Origin of the sequence: Pseudomonas graminis, from assembly GCF_900111735.1 — a bacterium.
In the GTDB taxonomy this organism is placed as follows: Bacteria; Pseudomonadota; Gammaproteobacteria; order Pseudomonadales; family Pseudomonadaceae; genus Aquipseudomonas; species Aquipseudomonas graminis.
On record NZ_FOHW01000004.1, the window covers coordinates 78,475 to 97,333 of the forward strand.

Annotated in this window: 5 protein-coding genes; 4 read left to right on the forward strand and 1 reads right to left on the reverse strand. The window is 65.6% G+C overall.

The genetic code is table 11. From position 1 onward, the window contains the following. Positions 1–55: 55 nt before the first annotated feature. The 4 genes from BMY98_RS04940 (at position 56) to BMY98_RS04955 (ending at position 17,861) form a co-directional block, all read left to right on the forward strand. The gene (locus tag BMY98_RS04940) at positions 56–12,919 is read left to right on the forward strand and encodes a BapA/Bap/LapF family large adhesin (RefSeq protein ID WP_074885535.1); all 12,864 of its coding nucleotides are present in this window, start codon (positions 56–58) and stop codon (positions 12,917–12,919) included. Positions 12,920–13,030: 111 nt separating this feature from the next. After that, positions 13,031–14,500 (forward strand): TolC family outer membrane protein, encoded by a 1,470-nt coding sequence (locus tag BMY98_RS04945; RefSeq protein ID WP_074885537.1) that lies wholly within the window; start codon positions 13,031–13,033, stop codon positions 14,498–14,500. Next, the gene (locus BMY98_RS04950; RefSeq protein WP_074885540.1) at positions 14,497–16,656 is read left to right on the forward strand and encodes a type I secretion system permease/ATPase; all 2,160 of its coding nucleotides are present in this window, start codon (positions 14,497–14,499) and stop codon (positions 16,654–16,656) included. The genes BMY98_RS04945 and BMY98_RS04950 overlap by 4 nt, the downstream gene beginning before the upstream one ends. After that, positions 16,653–17,861 (forward strand): beta-barrel domain-containing protein, encoded by a 1,209-nt coding sequence (locus tag BMY98_RS04955; RefSeq protein ID WP_074885542.1) that lies wholly within the window; start codon positions 16,653–16,655, stop codon positions 17,859–17,861. The genes BMY98_RS04950 and BMY98_RS04955 overlap by 4 nt, the downstream gene beginning before the upstream one ends. Here BMY98_RS04955 and BMY98_RS04960 read toward each other — a convergent pair whose 3' ends face one another. Further along, entirely contained in the window at positions 17,862–18,458 is a 597-nt protein-coding gene (locus tag BMY98_RS04960) for a trypsin-like peptidase domain-containing protein (RefSeq protein WP_139214435.1), read from the reverse strand. Positions 18,459–18,859: the final 401 nt, after the last annotated feature.

Here is an 18,859-nt window from a genome sequence, read left to right on the forward strand (position 1 = left end):
ACACGCCATTAACCGCGTTGTTGTAGTGCTAAAAGCGAAGAAAGGGACTGTCAGCATGGACAATATCGTTGTAGCCAATAAAGCAACCTCCGAACTTACTGCCAACACCTGGGGAGATCTTTCACTCAATTCACCGTCCGTCGTTCAAATGCCGGTCCCCCCCAGTCAAGTTGCTTCGGTCACCCGAAACGGGCAAGACCTGGTGGTGAATTTGAAGAATGGCGAACAAATCAAAGTTGCCAACTTCTTTAATGCTGCGCCGGATGTCGCCAACAGCGACATGGTATTTCAGGGCGAAGACGGCACCCTCTGGCAGGCTCAGTACGATGCTCAGTCCTTCACCGGTTTTACCTTCGACGAAGTGAGCTCTCTGGATGAGCTCATTGCAGGAGCTGGCGTGGTAGGGGGTACGACCCCTACCTTTGCGATTGCCGGGCTCGGTTTGTTGGGTGCCGGCGGTGCGGCGGCGGCAGCGGGCGGCGTCGCAGGCGGCGGCGGTGGTGGTGGTGGTGGCGGCGGCGGAACTCCCGCTGACACGTCGGCGCCTCTTGCACCCGCCAACCTGCTCGTCAGTGCAGACGGCACGCTGCTGACCGGTACCGGTGAAGCCGGCGCGACCATTCGGGTGCGCAATAACGCGGGCGCCCTGCTCGGCAGCGGTATTGCGGCGCCGGATGGAACATTCAGCCTGTCGCTGAGCCCGCCGCAAACCGACGGCCAGTCGCTGACCGTCGATGCGGTCGACGCCGCCGGCAACGTCTCCCCGCCTGCCCAGGCGCAAGCGCCGGACATCGATATCACTCCGCCCGGCGATACCACGCCACCCGATGCACCCGCCAACCTCGCCGTCAGTGCCAACGGCGCCCGGCTGACCGGCTCCGGCGAAGCAGGTGCGACCATTCAAGTACGCGCCGCCGATGGCACGCTGCTGGGCAGCGGCATCGTCGCGGCAGACGGTACCTTCAGCCTTGCCCTGAGCCCGGCGCAGACCGAAGGCCAGTCGCTGACCGTCAATGCGGTCGACGCCGCCGGCAACGTCTCCCCGTCGGCCCAGACGCTGGCGCCGGACATCGACGTCACCCCACCGATCGACACCACCGCGCCCAACGCCCCGGGCAATCTTTTGGTCAGCGCCGACGGCACCCGCCTCACAGGCTCTGGCGAAATCGGCGCGACCATTCAAGTACGCGCCGCTGACGGCACGTTGCTGGGCAGTGCCATTGTCGCAGCAGACGGCACCTTCAGCCTCGGGCTGAACCCGCCGCAAACCGACGGCCAGTCGCTGACCGTCAATGCGGTCGACGCCGCCGGCAACGTCTCCCTGCCCGCCCAGGCGCAAGCACCGGACATCGACGTCATTCCGCCCGGCGGGGATGTCACGCCGCCGGATGCGCCAACCGGCATCGCGATCAGCGGCAATGGATTGATCGTCAGTGGCCGTGGCGAAGTCGGCAGCATTGCGAGCGTCATCGATGCCAATGGCAACCTGCTCGGGACGGCTGTCGTGGGCACTGACGGGCTGTTCAACATCACCCTGAACGTGTCGCAAATCGCCGGTCAACCGCTGCAGCTCACTCTTACCGATGCAGCCGGCAACATCTCCGTCAACGTGGCACTGCAAGCACCGGACACCACGCCGCCGGCGGTGCCTTCGAATTTCGTCCTGTCGGCTGACGGCCTCACGCTTAGCGGCCGGGCCGAAGCGGGTGCGCGCATCCTCGTGCGCAATGCGTCGGGGGCGGTCATCGGCGCCGCCCGCGCCGGTCTGGACGGCACGTTCAGCGTGACCCTCGACACCGCGCAGCTCAACGGCGAGAAACTGAACGTCAGCGCCACCGATTCGTCCGGCAACTCAGCCTCGGCCGAGCTGACCGCCGCCGACACCACGCCACCCGCCCAAGTCACCGACGTGGTGATCAGCGCGGACGGCACGCAGGTCTCGGGCAAAGGAGAAGCCGGCGCGACGGTGACCCTCATCGGCGCCAACGGCACGGCCATTGGCTCCGTGGTTGTCGGCGCCAATGGCACCTTCTCTACGACCCTGACACCACCGGTCAACCCCGGTGATCTGGTGCAAGTCACCCAGACCGACGCTGCAGGCCTGCCTTCCCCCGGGCTGGCGGTCGCGGCGCCCGACGCCACGGGTCCGGCGACGCCTTCCGGTCTGGGCATCAGTGCCGACGGCACCCAGCTGACCGGCACCGCGAACGCCGGTTCGATTGTCCAGGTGCGCGACGCCAATGGTGTGCTGCTCGGCAGCGCGACAGTGGGCAGTAACGGCAGCTTCACCGTGGTACTCAACCCGCCCCAGGCCAACGGCGAAGTGCTCGACGTGGTCGCGGTGGACGGTCAGGGCGAAAGCTCGGTGACCCTTCCCGTCAACGCGCCCGACATCACCGGCCCTTCGGCTGCCACCGAGCTCAGCGTGGCCAATAACGGCCTGACCCTGACCGGCCGTGGCGAACCGGGCTCGACCGTTTCAGTACGTGACGCCCTGGGCAATGTCATCGGTACCGGCGTGACCTCCGCGACCGGCAACTTCAGCGTCACCCTCGCTTCCGCTCAAACCAATGGCCAGGCACTGCAGGTGGTGCTCAGCGACGCCGCCGGAAATCCGTCCCCTGTGACGCCCATCAGCGCACCGGACCTTGACGGCCCGCTGCAACCTTTGGCGATCAGCATCGACGCCAGCGGCACAACGCTGACCGGCACCGGCGAGGCCGGGGCGACGATCACTGTCACCAGCGTCAACGGCACGGTGCTCGGCACGGCGATCGCCGCCGCTGACGGTCGCTTCAGCGTGACGCTGAGCAGCCCGCAGAATAACGGCCAGACCCTGCTGGTCGGCGCCAGTGACGCCACCGGCAACCCGGTGTCGCCCGTGACCTTTGTCACCCCGGACACCCAGGCGCCCGGGTCGCTGACCAGCGTCATCCTCGACAGCACTGGCCTGATCCTCACCGGTACCGGTGAAGCCGGTGCAAGCCTTACCGTGCGTGATGCTGCCGGCAACGTCATCGGCAGCGGCCAGGCCGGTCCCGACGGCAGCTTCTCCCTGACCCTGAGCGCGGCGCAAACCGACGGTCAGTTGTTGCAAATCACCCAGGTGGACGCTGCAGGCAATCAATCGGTGGCGGTTCCGGTCACTGCGCCCGACGTCAGCGCACCGGGACCTGTGACCAACCTCACTCTGTCGGCCAACGGCCTGATCGTCACCGGTAACGGCCAGAGCGGCGCCACCGTCACCGTCAAGGATGACCTCGGCGCAACGCTGGGCAGCGCGGTGGTGGGCAGTGACGGACGCTTTGAAGTGACGCTTTCCAGCGCGCAGATCAACAGCCAGCTGCTGAGCGTCACCCAAGTCGATGGCTCGACACTGGCCTCTCCCTCTACGCCATTGCAGGCGGCGGACATCCAGGCGCCCGATGCGCCTACCGGCCTGACCCTGAGCGCCAATGGCCTGACGCTGAGCGGCCAGGGCGAGCCCGGCGCCACCGTCAACGTGCGCGACGCCAACGGCAACGTGCTGGGCACCGCCACGGCTGACCCGCTAACCGGTCGCTTCGACGTCCTCCTCAACGCGATCCAGGCAGACGGCCAGGTACTGGTGGTCAGGCAAGCCGACGCCGCCGGCAACCTATCCCCCGCCGCCTCGTTAAACGCGCCAGACACCACTGCGCCGGGCGCGCCCACCGGAATTACCATCAGCAACGACGGCCTGACCGTATCCGGGACAGGCGTTGCGGGCGATACGGTTCAGGTGCGTGATGTCAGCGGGACCCTGCTGGGCTCGGCTGTCGTCGCCCCCAACGGCAGTTTCGTGGTGACCCTGAGTCCGGCGCAGCTGGACGGTCAGGTATTGAGCGTGACCCAGACCGACGCCAGCACCCTGCCCTCGCCGGCCGGATCCGTCACGGCACCCGACATCACCGCGCCGCCTGTGCCAAGCGGCCTGACGCTGGATGGCGCCGGGCTGTTGACTGGCACCACCGTGCCCGGCGGCTCGGTAAAAATCCTCGACGCCAACGGCGTTCAGATCGGCGGCGCCACTGCAGGGTCCGACGGAACGTTCACGTTCAACGTTCTGCCGGTTCTGAGCAACGGCGAGACGGTGCAAGTGGTCGCCACCGATGGCGCCAACGATTCGCTGGCCACTCCGGTGCTCGCACCCGACACCACACGACCGGTCGATGTGACGAATCTGGCGATCAGTCCGGACGGCACGAGCGTTTCCGGCGTCGGCGAGCCCGGCACCACCGTCACCGTTCGCGGGCCGGGTAATGTCGTGCTCGGCACCGGCACCGTTGGCCAGGACGGTACATTCGTTATCGGCCTCACTCCGCCTGCTGCAAACAACACCAACGTCGACGTCATCAGCACCGACGCCACAGGCAACGCCTCCAACGCGGTCACCCTTCCAGGCCCGGACGGCACCCAACTGGCGACCCCCAGCGACATGGCGATCAGCAGCGACGGTTTCATTCTCACCGGTGCCGCAACCCCGGGCAGCACCGTCACCATTCTCGACAGCAACGGCAGCAGTCTGGGCAGCGGCAGGGTCAACAGTATCGGCCGCTTCAGTATCCTGATGCGTTTCGCCCAGTTGAACGCGCAGAGTCTGCACGTCGTCTCGACCGATGACGCGGGCAACACCTCGGTCACCGCGCTGGTGGTCGCCAATGACCTGACCGCCCCCGAAGCCCCGGCTGGCCTGACCATCAATGCCGATGGCAGCTCCGTCACCGGGCGCGGTGAAGCCGGTGCGACGATCACCATTACCAACAGCGGCGGCACCGTGCTGGGCTCCGGCACGGTTGCGCCCAATGGCACGTTCGCCATCGCACTGACGCCGCCCCAACTGGACGCCCAGCCACTTACGGCCACGCAGACCGACCTGGCGGGCAACGTTTCGCAAACCGGCAGCATCAGTGCGCCGGACCTGAAGGCGCCCGATGCCGCCACCGGTCTGACCATCAACAACGTCGGCACCGTGGTCAACGGCCTCGGTGAAGCCGGCGCGACCGTGACCATTCGTGATGCCGCCGGCAACGTCCTCGCCAGCGGCATCGTCAACCAGAGTGGCCAGTTCCAGGTGACGCTGCCAAACGCCGTCACCACCGGGGCGCCGCTGACCGTCACCTTGACCGACGCAGCTGGCAATGTCTCGGGCGTGACAAGCCTGGCGACGGTGGACACCACGCCGCCGGCCCTGCCACAAAACCTGCTGATCAGCGCCAACGGCAGCACATTGACCGGCACCGGTGAGGCCGGCGCGACCGTCAACGTTCTCGACATCACCGGCACGTTGCTCGGCACTGCCCTGGTAGGCAGTGACGGCACCTTCTCCCTTACCCTCGCTCCGGCGCCGAATAACGGCCAGGCACTGGACATCAGCCAGACCGACCCGAGCGGTAATGTCTCGCCGTCGGTAAACCTCACGGCGCCGGACATCAGCCCGCCCGCCGCCCTCACCCAAGTGTCGGTGAACGCCGACGGCCTGACCGTGACCGGCCGGGGCGAACCCGGCGCAACGGTGTCGGTGCGGACCGCCGGCGGAGCCCTGTTGGGCACGGCGCTGGTGGCGGCGAATGGCGCGTTCAGCGTCACCCTGAATGCCGCGCAGCTCAACGCCGAAGTGCTGACCGTGACCCAGGAAGACCCGCCCGGCAACGTCTCGACGGCGGTCAACGTGACGTCCGCCGACCTCACGGCACCGGACAGTCCGACCGCTCTGCTGCTCAGCGGCAGCGGCGTGCAACTGGCGGGGAACGCCGAAGCCGGCAGCACCGTGACCGTGCGCGATGCAGCCGGCAACGTGCTGGGTTCGGGCGTCGCCGGGGCCAACGGCGTGTTCCAGGTCACCCTGTCCAGCCCTCAGCTCAACGGCCAGAGCCTTGGCGTCACGGCCACTGATGCGGCCGGCAATGTCTCGGTGTCGGCGCCTTATCAAGCCGCCGACACCGTCGCGCCCGCCGCTGTCAGCAACCTGGCCATCAGCGCCGATGGCCTGGGCCTGGGCGGTACCGGCGAGGCCGGTGCGACGGTGGTCGTGCGCGATGCCAATGGCAACGCGCTGGGCACCGCGACCGTGGCGGCCAACGGCAGCTTCACCGTCGGCCTCGCCCCGGCGGCAGTTGCCGGCATCACCCTGACCGTGGTCCAGACCGACGCAGCGGGCAATGCCTCCGATGCCAGCACAGTGGTTGCTCCTGGCAATCTGGCCGAGCCGGCGCCGCAGAATCTGGCCCTCAGTGCGGACGGCCTGACCCTGACCGGTACCGCCAACGCGGGCAGCACCGTCAGCATCCGCACCGCCTCCGGTGTGCTGCTGGGCACGGCGCTGGTCGATGGCGACGGCACGTTCAGCGCGCCGCTCAATGCCGCGCAACTCAACGGCGAGTCGCTTTCGGCCATCGCCACCTCCAGCGACGGCATCAACTCGCTGGCCACCGGTTACCTGGCGGCGGACGTCACCGCCCCGGGAACGCTCACCGACCTGGTCCTCAACGCCAACGGCGTGACCCTCACCGGCCACGGCGAAGCGGGCGCAACCGTCACGGTGCTTGGCGCAGGCGGGGTGATTCTCGGCGCCGGCCAGGTGGGCGCCGACGGCAATTTCTCGCTGACCCTGAACCCGCCGCAGATTGCCGGCCAGTCCCTGAGCATCAGCCAGACCGACCTCGCCGGTAATGAATCGGCCAGCCTGGCGCTGACCGCCCGTGACGTGATCGCGCCGAATGCGCCGCTCGCCCTCGCGGTTACCCCAGACGGCGCGGTGCTGTCCGGCACCGGTGAACCCGGCGCCACGGTCAACGTGTTCAATGCGTCCGGGGCACTGGTCGGTTCCGGCAGCGTGCGCATCGACGGCACCTTCCAGCTCACCCTCACCACTGCGCAAGCCAACGGTGAACTGCTGGCGGTGACCCTGACCGACGCGGCCGGGAATATTTCCCTGCCCGCCAGCCTGACCTCGGTCGATACCACGGCGCCGCTGCCCCTGACCCAGCTGAACATTTCCAGCGATGGCGCAACGCTGACAGGCCGCGGTGAAGCCGGAGCGATTGTCACGGTGACCAACAACCTTGGCACTGTGCTGGGCACGGCAACCGTAGGCAGTACCGGAGCGTTTACCCTGGTGCTGGCCCCGGCGCTCTCCAATGCTGAAGTGCTGACGCTGGTACAACGCGATGCGGTCGGCAACGTGTCACCCCAGGCCAGCCTGATCACGCCGGACTTCACCCCGCCCGACCCGCTGGACAACGTGCGCATCAACGCCGCCGGTGCTGTGGTGACCGGTACCGGTGAAGCCGGCGCCACGGTCACTGTCCGCGATGCCAGCGGCAGCCTGCTCGGCACTACGCTGGTGCTGACGGACGGCACCTTCAGCGTCACCCTCTCCACGCCGCAGATCAACAGCCAGGTGCTGAGCGTTCAGCAGGCCGACCCACCCGGCAACGTCAGCGTGCCGGCCACGGTCATCGCTCCGGATTTGACGCCGCCAGCGGTCGCCACCGACCTGCAGTTCAATGCCTCCGGCAGTGTGCTCAGCGGCAGCGGCGAAGTCGGCGCGGGGGTGCGCATTACCCTGGCCGATGGCACGCAAGTCGGCACCGGCACCGTGGGCGTCGACGGCAAGTTCCTGATCACCCTGACCCAGACGCAAAACACCGGTCAGCCGGTGTTTATCGTGCTCACCGACGCAGCCAACAATGCCTCGGCTGCAGGCTCCCTGGCATCACCTGATCTGACGCCTCCCGCAGCGGTTACCAACGTGCAAATCAATGACGCCGGCGCAGTGGTCAGCGGTCGCGGTGAGCCAGGTGCCAGCCTGTTGGTCACCGATGCGGCAGGCAACATCATCGGCACCGGCGCGGTGGGTGTGGACGGTAATTTCGCCGTCTCGCTGTCGGTACCACAAATCAACGGCGAGTTGCTGTCGATCGCGCAGCGTGATGCGGCGGGCAACCCTTCCGCGGGCACGCCCGTCACAGCGCCGGACAACACCCCGCCAGCCCTGCCGGTGGTGACGTCGCTGAGTGCCAACGGCCTGACACTGAACGGCACCGGTGAAGTGGGCGCCACGATCAAGGTCACCAGCGCTGCCGGCGCCAGCCTCGGCACCACCACGGTGCTGGCCGACGGGACGTTCAGCGTCACGCTGTCGTCTGCCCAGCTCAATGGCGAGACCCTCAGCCTTACCCAGACCGACGCGGCCAACAACGTGTCCGGTACGCTGCCTTTCCAGGCCGCCGACGTTACCGATCCCCTCGCCGTGACCAACCTTGCGGTCAGCCAGGACGGTCTGACCCTCACTGGACGCGGCGAACCCGGTGCGACGGTCACGGTCGCAGTGACGGGGGCGCCCCAAGGTACGCCCGCACTTGGTACGGCCACCGTGCGCGCGGACGGTTCGTTCAGCGTTCCGCTGACGACTGCCCAGCTCGATGGCCAGTCGCTGTCGGTGGTGCAGGTCGACCCCGCACAAAACGATTCCACGCCGGTGGCGGTCAACGCACCGGACATCACGCCGCCAGCGGTTCCGGTCATCACCTCGCTCACTGGCAACGGCACGATCCTGCAAGGCACGGCCGAGGCCAATAGCACCGTCACTGTGCGGTCCGCCGACGGCACGTTGCTGGGCTCCACGCGGACGGATACGGGTGGACGGTACGAAATTGCGCTGAATCCTGCGCAAACCAACGGGCAGGTCATCTCCGTCATCGCAACGGACGGGGCCAACAACCCTTCCCCGCCGCTGGTGTATCAAGTGCCAGACACCCAGGCGCCTGACGCGGTCAGCAACCTGACCATCAGCGCCGACTATTTGCTGCTGGCAGGGCGCGGTGAAGCGGGATCGACGGTGACGGTGAAAAACTCCGTGGGCGCGACGGTTGGCGGCGGCCAGGTGGCAGCCAACGGCACATTCGTGGTCACCCTGGCTGCTGGCATCACAGCCAGCAACGTCCTCACGGTCAGTCAAGCGGACGCCAGCGGGAATGTTTCCGGTAATGCCGACCTCACCGTCCCGGTGACCCCGCCACCGAACGCGCCGACCAACCTGTCGGTGAGCGCCGACGGTCTGACGGTCATCGGCAACGCCGCAACGGGCACCACCATCACGGTGTACAGCGCAACAGGGGCCGTGCTCGGGACGGCCGCCACCAATGCTGGCGGTACGTTCACGGTGACCCTCAACACCGCACAAACCAACGGCGAAAGCCTTGGCGTGACGGCCAGTACCGGAGCAGGCGGCGCATCCTTGCCGGCTGCGGTACTGGCGGCGGACACCACGCCGCCGGCGGTGCTGACCGATCTCGCGGTCAGCGCCACCGGCACCTTGGTGACCGGTCGTGGCGAAGCCGGGGCGACGGTGACCATCACCACCGCCGCCGGCGCGCCCCTCGGCACTGCAGTGGTCAATGCCGGCGGCACGTTTAGCGTCACGCTCAGCTCGGCGCAAGCCAACGGTCAGGTGCTCAACGCGTATCAGACCGACGCCGTGCCGTTGCAATCGGCCACGTCGTCGGTCACCGCGCCCGACATCACCGCGCCGAATGCACCGTTGCAGCTGACCCTCAATGGCGCCGGCACTGTGCTCAGCGGGATTGGCGAAGCCGGCGCGACGGTCACGGTGCGCAGCAGCCTGGGCGTCGTACTCGGTACGGCAACCGTTGCACTGGACGGCACGTTCAACGCCAACCTCTCGGCGGCTCAGCTCAACGGTCAGTTGCTGTCGGTGAGCCAGCGGGACGCCGCAGGCAACGTCTCATTGCTGGCGAACCTCAGCGCTGTCGACACCACGCCACCCGCCGCTCTGACCAACGTCACCCTCAATGGCGCGGGCTTGCAAGTCAGCGGCAACGGTGAGGCTGGCGCGACCGTACGCGTGACAACTGCGGCAGGCGTAGTGCTGGGCACTGCGGTTGTCAACGCGGCAGGCGGATTCGTCGTTTCGCTCTCCAGTGCTCAATTGAATGGCCAGGTGCTCAGCGTCCTGCAAGCGGACGTGGCGGGCAACGCCTCGGCCGTGGCGACCGTCACTGCCCTGGACCTTCAGGCGCCCAACGCCCCTTCCGCGCTGGTACTGGCCGCCAACGGCCTGACCCTCAGCGGCAGCGGTGAAGCGGGCGCGACGGTCAACGTGGTCAACGCCAGCGGCACGCTGCTGGGCACAACCACGGTAGGCGCGGGCGGAACGTTCAGCGTCACCCTCAATGCCGCGCAGCTGGACGGCCAGGCGTTGACGGTGCGTCAGGTGGATGTCGCCGGCAACGTGTCTGCCGCCGGTAGCCTTGTGGCGCCGGATACCACGGCGCCGGGCGCATCTACAGCGGTGACCGTAAATGCCAGCGGTTCGGTGGTGACCGGCACCGGTGTGGCCGGCTCGACAGTCACTGTGCGCAATGCGGTCGGCACTGTCCTCGGCACCACGACGGTGGCCGCCAACGGCAGCTTCTCGGTGGCATTGAACGCCGCGCAGATCAACAACCAGGTGCTGAGCATCACCCAGGCGGATGCTGCGGGTAACGTGTCGCTTTCGGCGAGCACTATTGCGCCTGACCTGACACCACCCGCTGCACCCACTGCTCTGCTGGTCAGTGTCGATGGCCTGAGCGTCAGCGGCACGGGCGAAGTCGGTTCGACGGTACAAATCAAATCCACCGGCGGCGCGGTGCTGGGGACGGGCACCGTTGGGGCCACGGGAGTATTCAACGTCACCCTCGCCCCCGCGCAGATCAACGGCGAAACCCTGCTGGTCAGCCTCACCGACATCAAGGGCAATCTGTCGGTGGTGGCCAACGTCACCGCGCCGGACATCGACGTCAACACGCCGGTGATCGCCAGCGACAACCTGGCCACCGCCACGGTCAGCCTGGTGCCGGTGAAGAGCACGCAGAACTTCGCGGACTCCTTCACCACGCTGCTGGCCGGGTTCTCCAAGGCGTTTGTGTTCACGGTCAACAGCGGCACCAGCCTTGATCCGACCCTGACGCTGACCACGGGCAGCGCGGTGTCACTGCTCGATGGCGTGGTCTATACGCTGCAGGTCAAGAACGCCAGCGGCAACTGGGTGACCCTGGACGTCAACGGCAGCGGTGGCCTGCTCGACCTTGTGGCCCTGACCGGCCAGGGCGTGCGGGTGAACATCGGTGATCTGCTGGGTGGCGACTACCGGCTGATCGTGTCGAGCACCGGCATCGGCGTGGTGACCAACGTCACCACGCAGTTGCAGCTGGACGTCACCAGCCTGACCCAGTTCAACGGGGTGGCCGGTGCCGCCGTGACCGGCAATGTCATCACCAATCCGGGAATTGACGGCCAGGCGGACGTGACCGGTCCGGACAACGGCGCCGTGTTGCAGGTCCTGAAAAACGGCAGCTACGTCACCGCCAGCGCGGGCACTACGGTGCAAGGGCTGTACGGCACGCTGACCATCGACGCCAGCGGCAACTACAGCTATCGGCCCGACGGAGCTGTCGCCAGCGTCGGTAAAGTGGATGTCTTCAGCTATCAGCTGGTGCACCCGAATGGCCTGAGCGACACGGCCAATCTGTACGTGCGCATCGACAGTCCCCAGGCCACCGAGGTGTGGAGCAATACCAACCTGGCCAGCCCGGCCTTTCTGGTCGACGCCACCAACGACATCGCGGTCAGCGATATCACCCTGGTCAACAAGGAGGTCATCACCACCTCCACGCTGGGGCCGTTCCTCGTGCCGCTGCTGGGCGGTAATGGCTCCTGGAGCACCAGCGTGGCGGCAGGTGCGATCAGTGACCTCACCGTAGTGGTCAGCTCCTCTAACCTGCTCAGCCTGCTCGGGTCGCTGAACCTGGGCCTGTACAAGCTCAACACCACCACCGGCCAATACGTGCTGGTCAAGAGCTATGCCGGTGGCTCGTTGGCAAACCTGGGCGGCGGCAATTACGCCGCGCGCTTCGATGATCAGGGGCCCGGCAGCTATCAGGTCAGACTTGCCGCCGGGGGCATCGGTGTCGCCAGTACGGTCAACATCAGCCTGATCAACGACGCCACCTACACCAATCAGTTCGTGGTCGGCAGCTACACCCCGGTGGCGGGCAACCTGCTCACCGACACTGCTGGCGGCGGCGCTGATGTGCTGGGGTCGGCGTACACCGTGCTCAACGTGCTGGCGGCTGGCAGCTACGTGACGCCGGGCTACAACGGCACCACGATTGTCGGCACCTACGGTTCGCTGCTGGTCCAGGCTGACGGTCGGTATACCTACACGCTGACGCCGGGGCAGACCGATGCGGTTATCGGCCGTGAGGACGTCTTCACTTACCAGCTCAAGCACCCCAACGGCACCACCGACACGGCGACGTTGACCATTGATCTGGAACAGGCCGGTGCCGTCGCCACTACCTCATTCGCCGCGCTGTCCACCGTAGCGAGCGTCGATGATCACAGCGCGACTGCGGTTGCCACCACCGGTGCCGAGCTGATTCAAGGCACGGCGGGCAATGACACGCTGGACGGGTCCCATGGCGGTGCAGTCACGCTGCAAGGCGGTGCCGGCAACGACACATTGATCATCGCCGATCAGCATTTCGCTTCGGTCGATGGCGGTACGGGCACCGATACCCTGCTGTGGGCCGGGGGCGACGCGACCATCAACCTGGGCGATCTGCAGAGCAGGATCCACAACATCGAGGTGCTGGATTTGAACCACACCAGCGCCGTCGCGCTGACCATCAGCCTGGCGGACCTGGTGTCCATTACCTCGGCAGACAACAACACACTGATCATCAAGGGAGGCAGCGAAGACAGCGTACACATGACCAACACTTGGGTTGCCGGCGGTGCGCTACAAGCCGATGGCGTCGATTACACCCAGTACACGCCGCAAGAAGATCCAACCCATCATCTGTGGGTGCAGAACGGTATTCACGTCGTTTGATCAGCCCGCCGCCTGGCGCTGCCAGCGGCGGGGTTCAACCGGCCGATCAATGCGCTCGGCCGGTTGATTCAACAAAAGGGAAGCTCTGTATTCGTACAGTAAGGAAGCCATGTGAAGCGCGTTCGCAAGCAGAAATGGCCGGCGGTCGTCCTGACCGTCGGCCTGTGTCACCCGATATTTTCCGTTGCGCTGGCGGAGGATCAGATCGATCCAGGCCTGCGCAGCATCAGCCCTTCACGCCTTCAGGCAACGCCGGAAGATCAGCGGCGCAAGGCAGGCAGTGGCCCTTCCAAGAGCAGCTTCGGCGCGAGTCCCGCAGCAGTCATGGTCAAGGAAGACAGCCAGACCCTGGGCCTCGAACAGGCGGTCCGGCTCGCCGTTGACTGGCACCCCAGCATCAGCGAAGCGATCGGCACCCTTTATCAACAGGCCGAGGGCATCAACGTGGCCGAAGCCGGTTACTACCCGCAAATCTCCGGCGGAGTGAAAGGCGGTTACACCAGCGGCTACGGCAGCGACGCCGGCAGCCAGTCGGTGAGCATTTCCCTCAAACAGATGCTCTACGATTTCGGCAAGGTCTCGAACGCGGTCGAGGCCGCCCGCGCCAAGGCGGCGCGCAGTCAGGCGAGCATTTTGCTGGCGATCGATCAGGTCAGCCGTGACACCGCATTCGCCTACATTGAAGTCCAGCGCTATCAGCGTCTGGTAGACATCGCCCGCGAGCAGATCCGCGGCATTGGCGACATTGTCGAACTGGCCAAACAGCGCAGCGATATGGGCGCGAGCACCCGCTCCGATGTGGTTCAGGCGCAGTCCCGCGCCGAGGGCGGCATGGCCACGTTGCAAGAGTACAAAGCGCTGTACGCGCGCTGGCAGTCGACGCTGACCAACCTGCTCGGTCGGCAGACCCCGCCCCAGGTCAGCAGCACGTTCAGCACCTCGATGACCGACGCCTGCAGCGCGCCAGTGAGCACCGACGCCCTCCCCGCCGTGCTGCAGGCCGCCGCCCAGCGCACCCAGGCCCAGGCCGAACTGGCCCAGGCCAAGGCCGAAGCCTATCCCACGCTGTCGTTGCAGCCCTCGATCAACCAGTTTCTGGACGACCATTACGATGACCAGAACTCGACGATCAATCGCACCCAGGCCGGGATCTTTCTCAATCTGGAGGTGCCGATTTATCAGGGTGGCGCCACCAGTGCCCGCAGCCGCGCCGCCAACTATGCGCTGACCGCCGCTGATTCCGCCGAGGACGCCGCACGCCTGCAGGCGCGGCAAGGGTTGGGCGAAGCACAGGCGCAAACGTCCGGCCTGACGCGCCGGCTCGGCTCGCTGGAATCCCGGCAGAGCAGCATCACCGAAGCCCGTGAGTTGTACGGCCGGCAATACCTGGAACTGGGTACCCGGCCGCTGCTTGATCTGCTCAACGCCGAGCAGGAAATCCACCAGTCGCGCTTCGACCTGGCCAACACCCAGGCCGACCTGCGCCGCCTGCAAATCGACTGCCTGTACAACAGCGGCGCGCTGCGTCGCGCGTTCGGCATCGATCACAGCACCATTCAGCACGTGGAGATCCTGCCATGACCGACACCATTGTCATCCCCGAAGCGCCTGCGGCAGGCCCTGAGCGTCCGGACTATTCGCCGTGGCTGGAAGCCATCCTCACCGTCGCCCGGCATTACCGACTCGATGTGTCACCGGAAAGCATTCGCCTGGCCTCGACCAACAGCGAGGGCCGCGTTGAAGAAGTCGTGCGGTACATGGCGCGTCAGGCGGGCCTGAGCGTCAAGTTCGCCCACTACGATCGCAAAAGCCTGTCGCGCTGGCGCACGCCGCTGCTGGTGCAACTGCGCGACGGCCAGGTCGGCGTGATCGAAAGTGTCAGCGAGCAAGGCGAACTGGGCATCGCCTACAGCGGCGATCAGGGCCTGCAGAGCCGCATCGACCCTGCCGTCCTCGCCGAACACGCCCTGCGCACGGTGATCCTGCGGCCGATTCAGCCCCTCAGCGACGTGCGCACCGACGATTACATCAAGCCCTACGACGAGCACTGGTTCCGGCGCATCGTTCTCAGTGACCTGCGCCCCTACCGCCAAGTGATGCTGGCGTCGCTGGTCGCCAATTTGCTGGGCATGGCCGGCGTGCTGTTCTCCATGCAAGTCTACGACCGGGTGATTCCGGCCGAGTCTCTGCCGACGTTGTACGTGCTGTTCGGCGGCGTGATGCTGGCGCTGGTGTTCGACTTCGTCATGCGCATCATGCGGCTGCGCATCACCGACGTGCTGGGCAAGCGCGCTGATCTGCGGGTGTCGGACCTGATCTTCGGCCACGCCCTGCGCCTGCGTAATTCGGCCCGGCCGAAATCCACCGGATCGTTCATTTCGCAGCTGCGCGAGCTGGAGCAGATCCGCGACCTGATCACCTCCAGCACCGCAACGGCGCTGGCGGACATGCCGTTCTTCTTCCTGTTCCTGCTGGTGTTCTACCTGATCGGCGGGCCGCTGGTGCTGATCCCTCTGGTTGCGCTGGTGGCGATGGTGCTGCCGGGCATCCTCGCCCAACGCAAGCTGGCGCGGCTGGCCAATGCGTCGATGCGCGAGGCCGCACTGCGCAACGCCATGCTGGTGGAAACCGTTCAGGGCATGGACGACATCAAGGCGCTGCAGGCCGAGCAACGTTTCCAGCAGCAGTGGAATCACTACAACGCCGCGTCCGCCGACAGCAGCCTGAAACTGCGCTCGCTGACCAACAGCCTGGTGGCGTGGACACAGAACGTGCAGGGCGCGGTGTTTGCCGTGGTCATCGTGTTCGGTGCGCCGATGGTGATTGCCGGCGACCTCACCACCGGCAGCCTGGTGGCCGCCTCGATGCTGGCCTCGCGGATGATGGCGCCGATGGCGCAGCTGACCCACGTACTGACTCGCTGGCAACAGGCGAAAGTCGCGCTGCAGGGACTCAATCGGCTGATGCAGATGCCGGTCGATCACCCCGAAGGGAGCCAACGCGTGCATCTGCCGTCCATTCGCGGGGATTACGTGTTGCGTCAGGCCGGGTTCAAATACAGCGAAGAAGCCTCGCCTGCCCTGAGCGGCATCAACTTGAACATTCGGCCGGGGGAACGCGTCGCCATTCTCGGGCGCAACGGTGCAGGCAAGTCGACGCTCTTGCAGGCACTGGCGGGCTCAATGGATTTGTCCAGCGGCGAGACCACCGTGGACGGCATCTCCCTCGCTCACCTGGACCCGGCCGACCTGCGCCGGGACGTCGGCCTGATGTCGCAGCAGGCGCGGCTGTTTCACGGCACGTTGCGGGACAACCTGACCCTCGGCGCGGGCCAGGCCAGCGATCAGGAAATCATCGCCGCCCTGTCGGTGACCGGCGCGCTGGAGTTCGTCCGGCAGATGCCCAAGGGCATGGACCACCTGATTCTTGAAGGCGGTTTGGGCCTGTCCGGCGGTCAGCGCCAAAGCCTGCTGCTTTCACGCCTGCTGATTCGCCAGCCCCAGGTGCTGCTGCTGGACGAACCCACCGCGTCGCTGGATGACATCACCGAACGCCAGTTGCTGGAAAAACTTTCGACCTGGTGCCAGGGCCGCACCCTGATCGTCGCCACGCACCGGGTCAGTCTGCTGCAACTGGTGGAACGCATCATCGTGCTGGACAACGGCCGCATCGTCATCGATGACCACCGTGACGCCGCCCTCACCCGACTCAGACAGCCGCAAGGAGCGCAGGCATGAACGCACTGACCACGGAGCAAACCCCACGGTTTGCCGATCAGATCACCTACCTCGACGGCCAAGACGAGCGCAGCATCACCGGAAGCGTGCGGGTGATCTGGACCTGTGCGCTGATGCTGGCGTGCTTTCTTGCCTGGGCCGCCTGGTTTCAGGTGGTGGAAGTGTCTACCGGCACCGGCAAGGTGGTGCCCAGTTCCAGGGAGCAACTGATCCAGTCCATGGAGGGCGGGATCATCAAGGAGCTGAACGTCAGCGAAGGCACGCTGGTGGAGCGCGGCCAGGTGCTGGCCCAGCTGGATGCGGTGAAGAGTGAATCGAACGTTGGCGAGAGCGAGGCGAAATACCGGGCGGCGCTCGCCAGCGTCAATCGGTTGCAGGCCGAAGTCAGCGAGAAGCCGCTGACCTTTGATGGGTCGCTGGACAAGTACCCGGAGCTGCGCCGCGCTGAAACCGATTTGTTCAACGCCCGGCGCAGGGGCCTGAGCGAAACGCTGACCGGCATCGAAAGCTCGCTGAAGCTGGTGCGCAGCGAACTGACCATCACCGAGAACCTGGCGAAGATCGGCGCGTCGAGCCGGGTCGAAGTATTGCGCCTGAACCGTCAGCGCTCCGAGCTTGAGCTAAAGGCCACCGAGGCACGTTCCGAATACATGGTGCATGCCCGCGAAGACCTGGCCAAGGCCAATGCCGAGGCGCAGATGCTGTCGGCGGTGATCCGCGGGCGCAGCGATTCGTTGTCACGCCTGACCTTGCGCTCGCCGGTGCGCGGCATCGTCAAGGACATCAAAGTCAGCACCATCGGCGGGGTCGTGCCGCCCAACGGGCAGTTGATGCAGATCGTGCCGCTGGATGAACAACTGCTGATCGAAACCCGCATCTCGCCCCGGGACATCGCCTTCATTCACCCCGAGCAGCAGGCCAAGGTGAAAATCACGGCCTATGACTATTCGATCTACGGCAGCCTCGACGGCAAAGTGGTGACCATCTCGCCGGACACGATTCAGGATGAGGTGAAGCCGGAAATTTTCTATTACCGCGTCTTCATCCGCACGGACGCTGATGTGCTGCGCAACAAAGCGGGCAAGACCTTTGCCATCGTTCCCGGGATGATCGCCACCGTGGACATCCGCACCGGTGAGAAGACCGTGCTGGATTACCTCATCAAGCCCCTCAACCGCGCCCGGGAAGCGCTGCGCGAGCGTTGATCAGTTGACCGCGAGGTTCACATGCGCGGGCGTGCCCGGCTTGGCTTGAGCCATATACCGGGTCCACTCGCGGTTGATTTCGTTGTACGGCATGAAAATGCTGACCCGTGGCTGGTTGGCCAGGTCCGGGCGCTTGATTTTGGCCAGGTCGCTGGAGGTCAGCAACGCCACGGTGATGCCCACCACCTTGCCGTCTGCCGCGAACACCGGTCCCCCTGACATGCCCTTGGCTACCGGGCCATCATGGGTGCCGTACATCACGTTGCCTTCCTTCGCGTCCAGGCGAATCATCGCCGGCAACGCATGGCCAGTGCCTTTCACCGACATGTAGGCGGAGTTGTAGCCCACTGAGGTGAGTTCTTCACCCGGCTGGTACGAGCGCCACACGGGCACGGAATCGGCCTTGTGCTTGAAGAACTGTACGTCGCCCTGGCCCTGGAATACCGCGCCCGAGATGTAGGGAATGTGCTTGACCGTCACAGCGTAATCTTCATTCCACTGGATCGCGGTGCCCATCAACAGATAGGGCAGCGGCGCACCGGAGTGGACGACGAAGGCTTGGTCAAAGACAGGATCTTGGTTAAAAGCGGTGGGCATTCCGTTGCACCCGCTGATCAGCACTGAGGCTGCAACAAGTGACTTGAAGGGGCGCATCTGGTTTTCCGTGTATGAGGGTGGATGACGGAAGCGAATATGTCATTGCGCCATCACTCTGGCAATAGAGTGTAACTACCGCCTGACTAGCGGTAATGCACTCAGGTTATTGGATCCAATCTATATGGATCTATCAATTGATCGATCTGATCTATGAAACACTCATTTGTATGGATTTTGAATAAATTAGAGATGTTTCTGAATTATTCAGGCTCTGCGCCTATCTGATGCTGATGAGCCTGCCACTATTACGACAGTACGGCCCCTCCAGACGAGTGTGCCCGCTGCCGAGGCCAGAGACCTGATCGCCACAATGTCGCAACGTCACACTTACAGCTGCCGAG

Bases quoted from the DNA above. Each gene is read 5' to 3' on its own strand.
- BMY98_RS04940 (WP_074885535.1), top strand. From the start codon at position 56: ATGGACAATATCGTTGTAGCCAATAAAGCAACCTCCGAACTTACTGCC.
- BMY98_RS04950 (WP_074885540.1), top strand. From the start codon at position 14,497: ATGACCGACACCATTGTCATCCCCGAAGCGCCTGCGGCAGGCCCTGAG.
- BMY98_RS04955 (WP_074885542.1), top strand. From the start codon at position 16,653: ATGAACGCACTGACCACGGAGCAAACCCCACGGTTTGCCGATCAGATC.
- BMY98_RS04960 (WP_139214435.1), bottom strand. From the start codon at position 18,458: ATGCCCACCGCTTTTAACCAAGATCCTGTCTTTGACCAAGCCTTCGTC.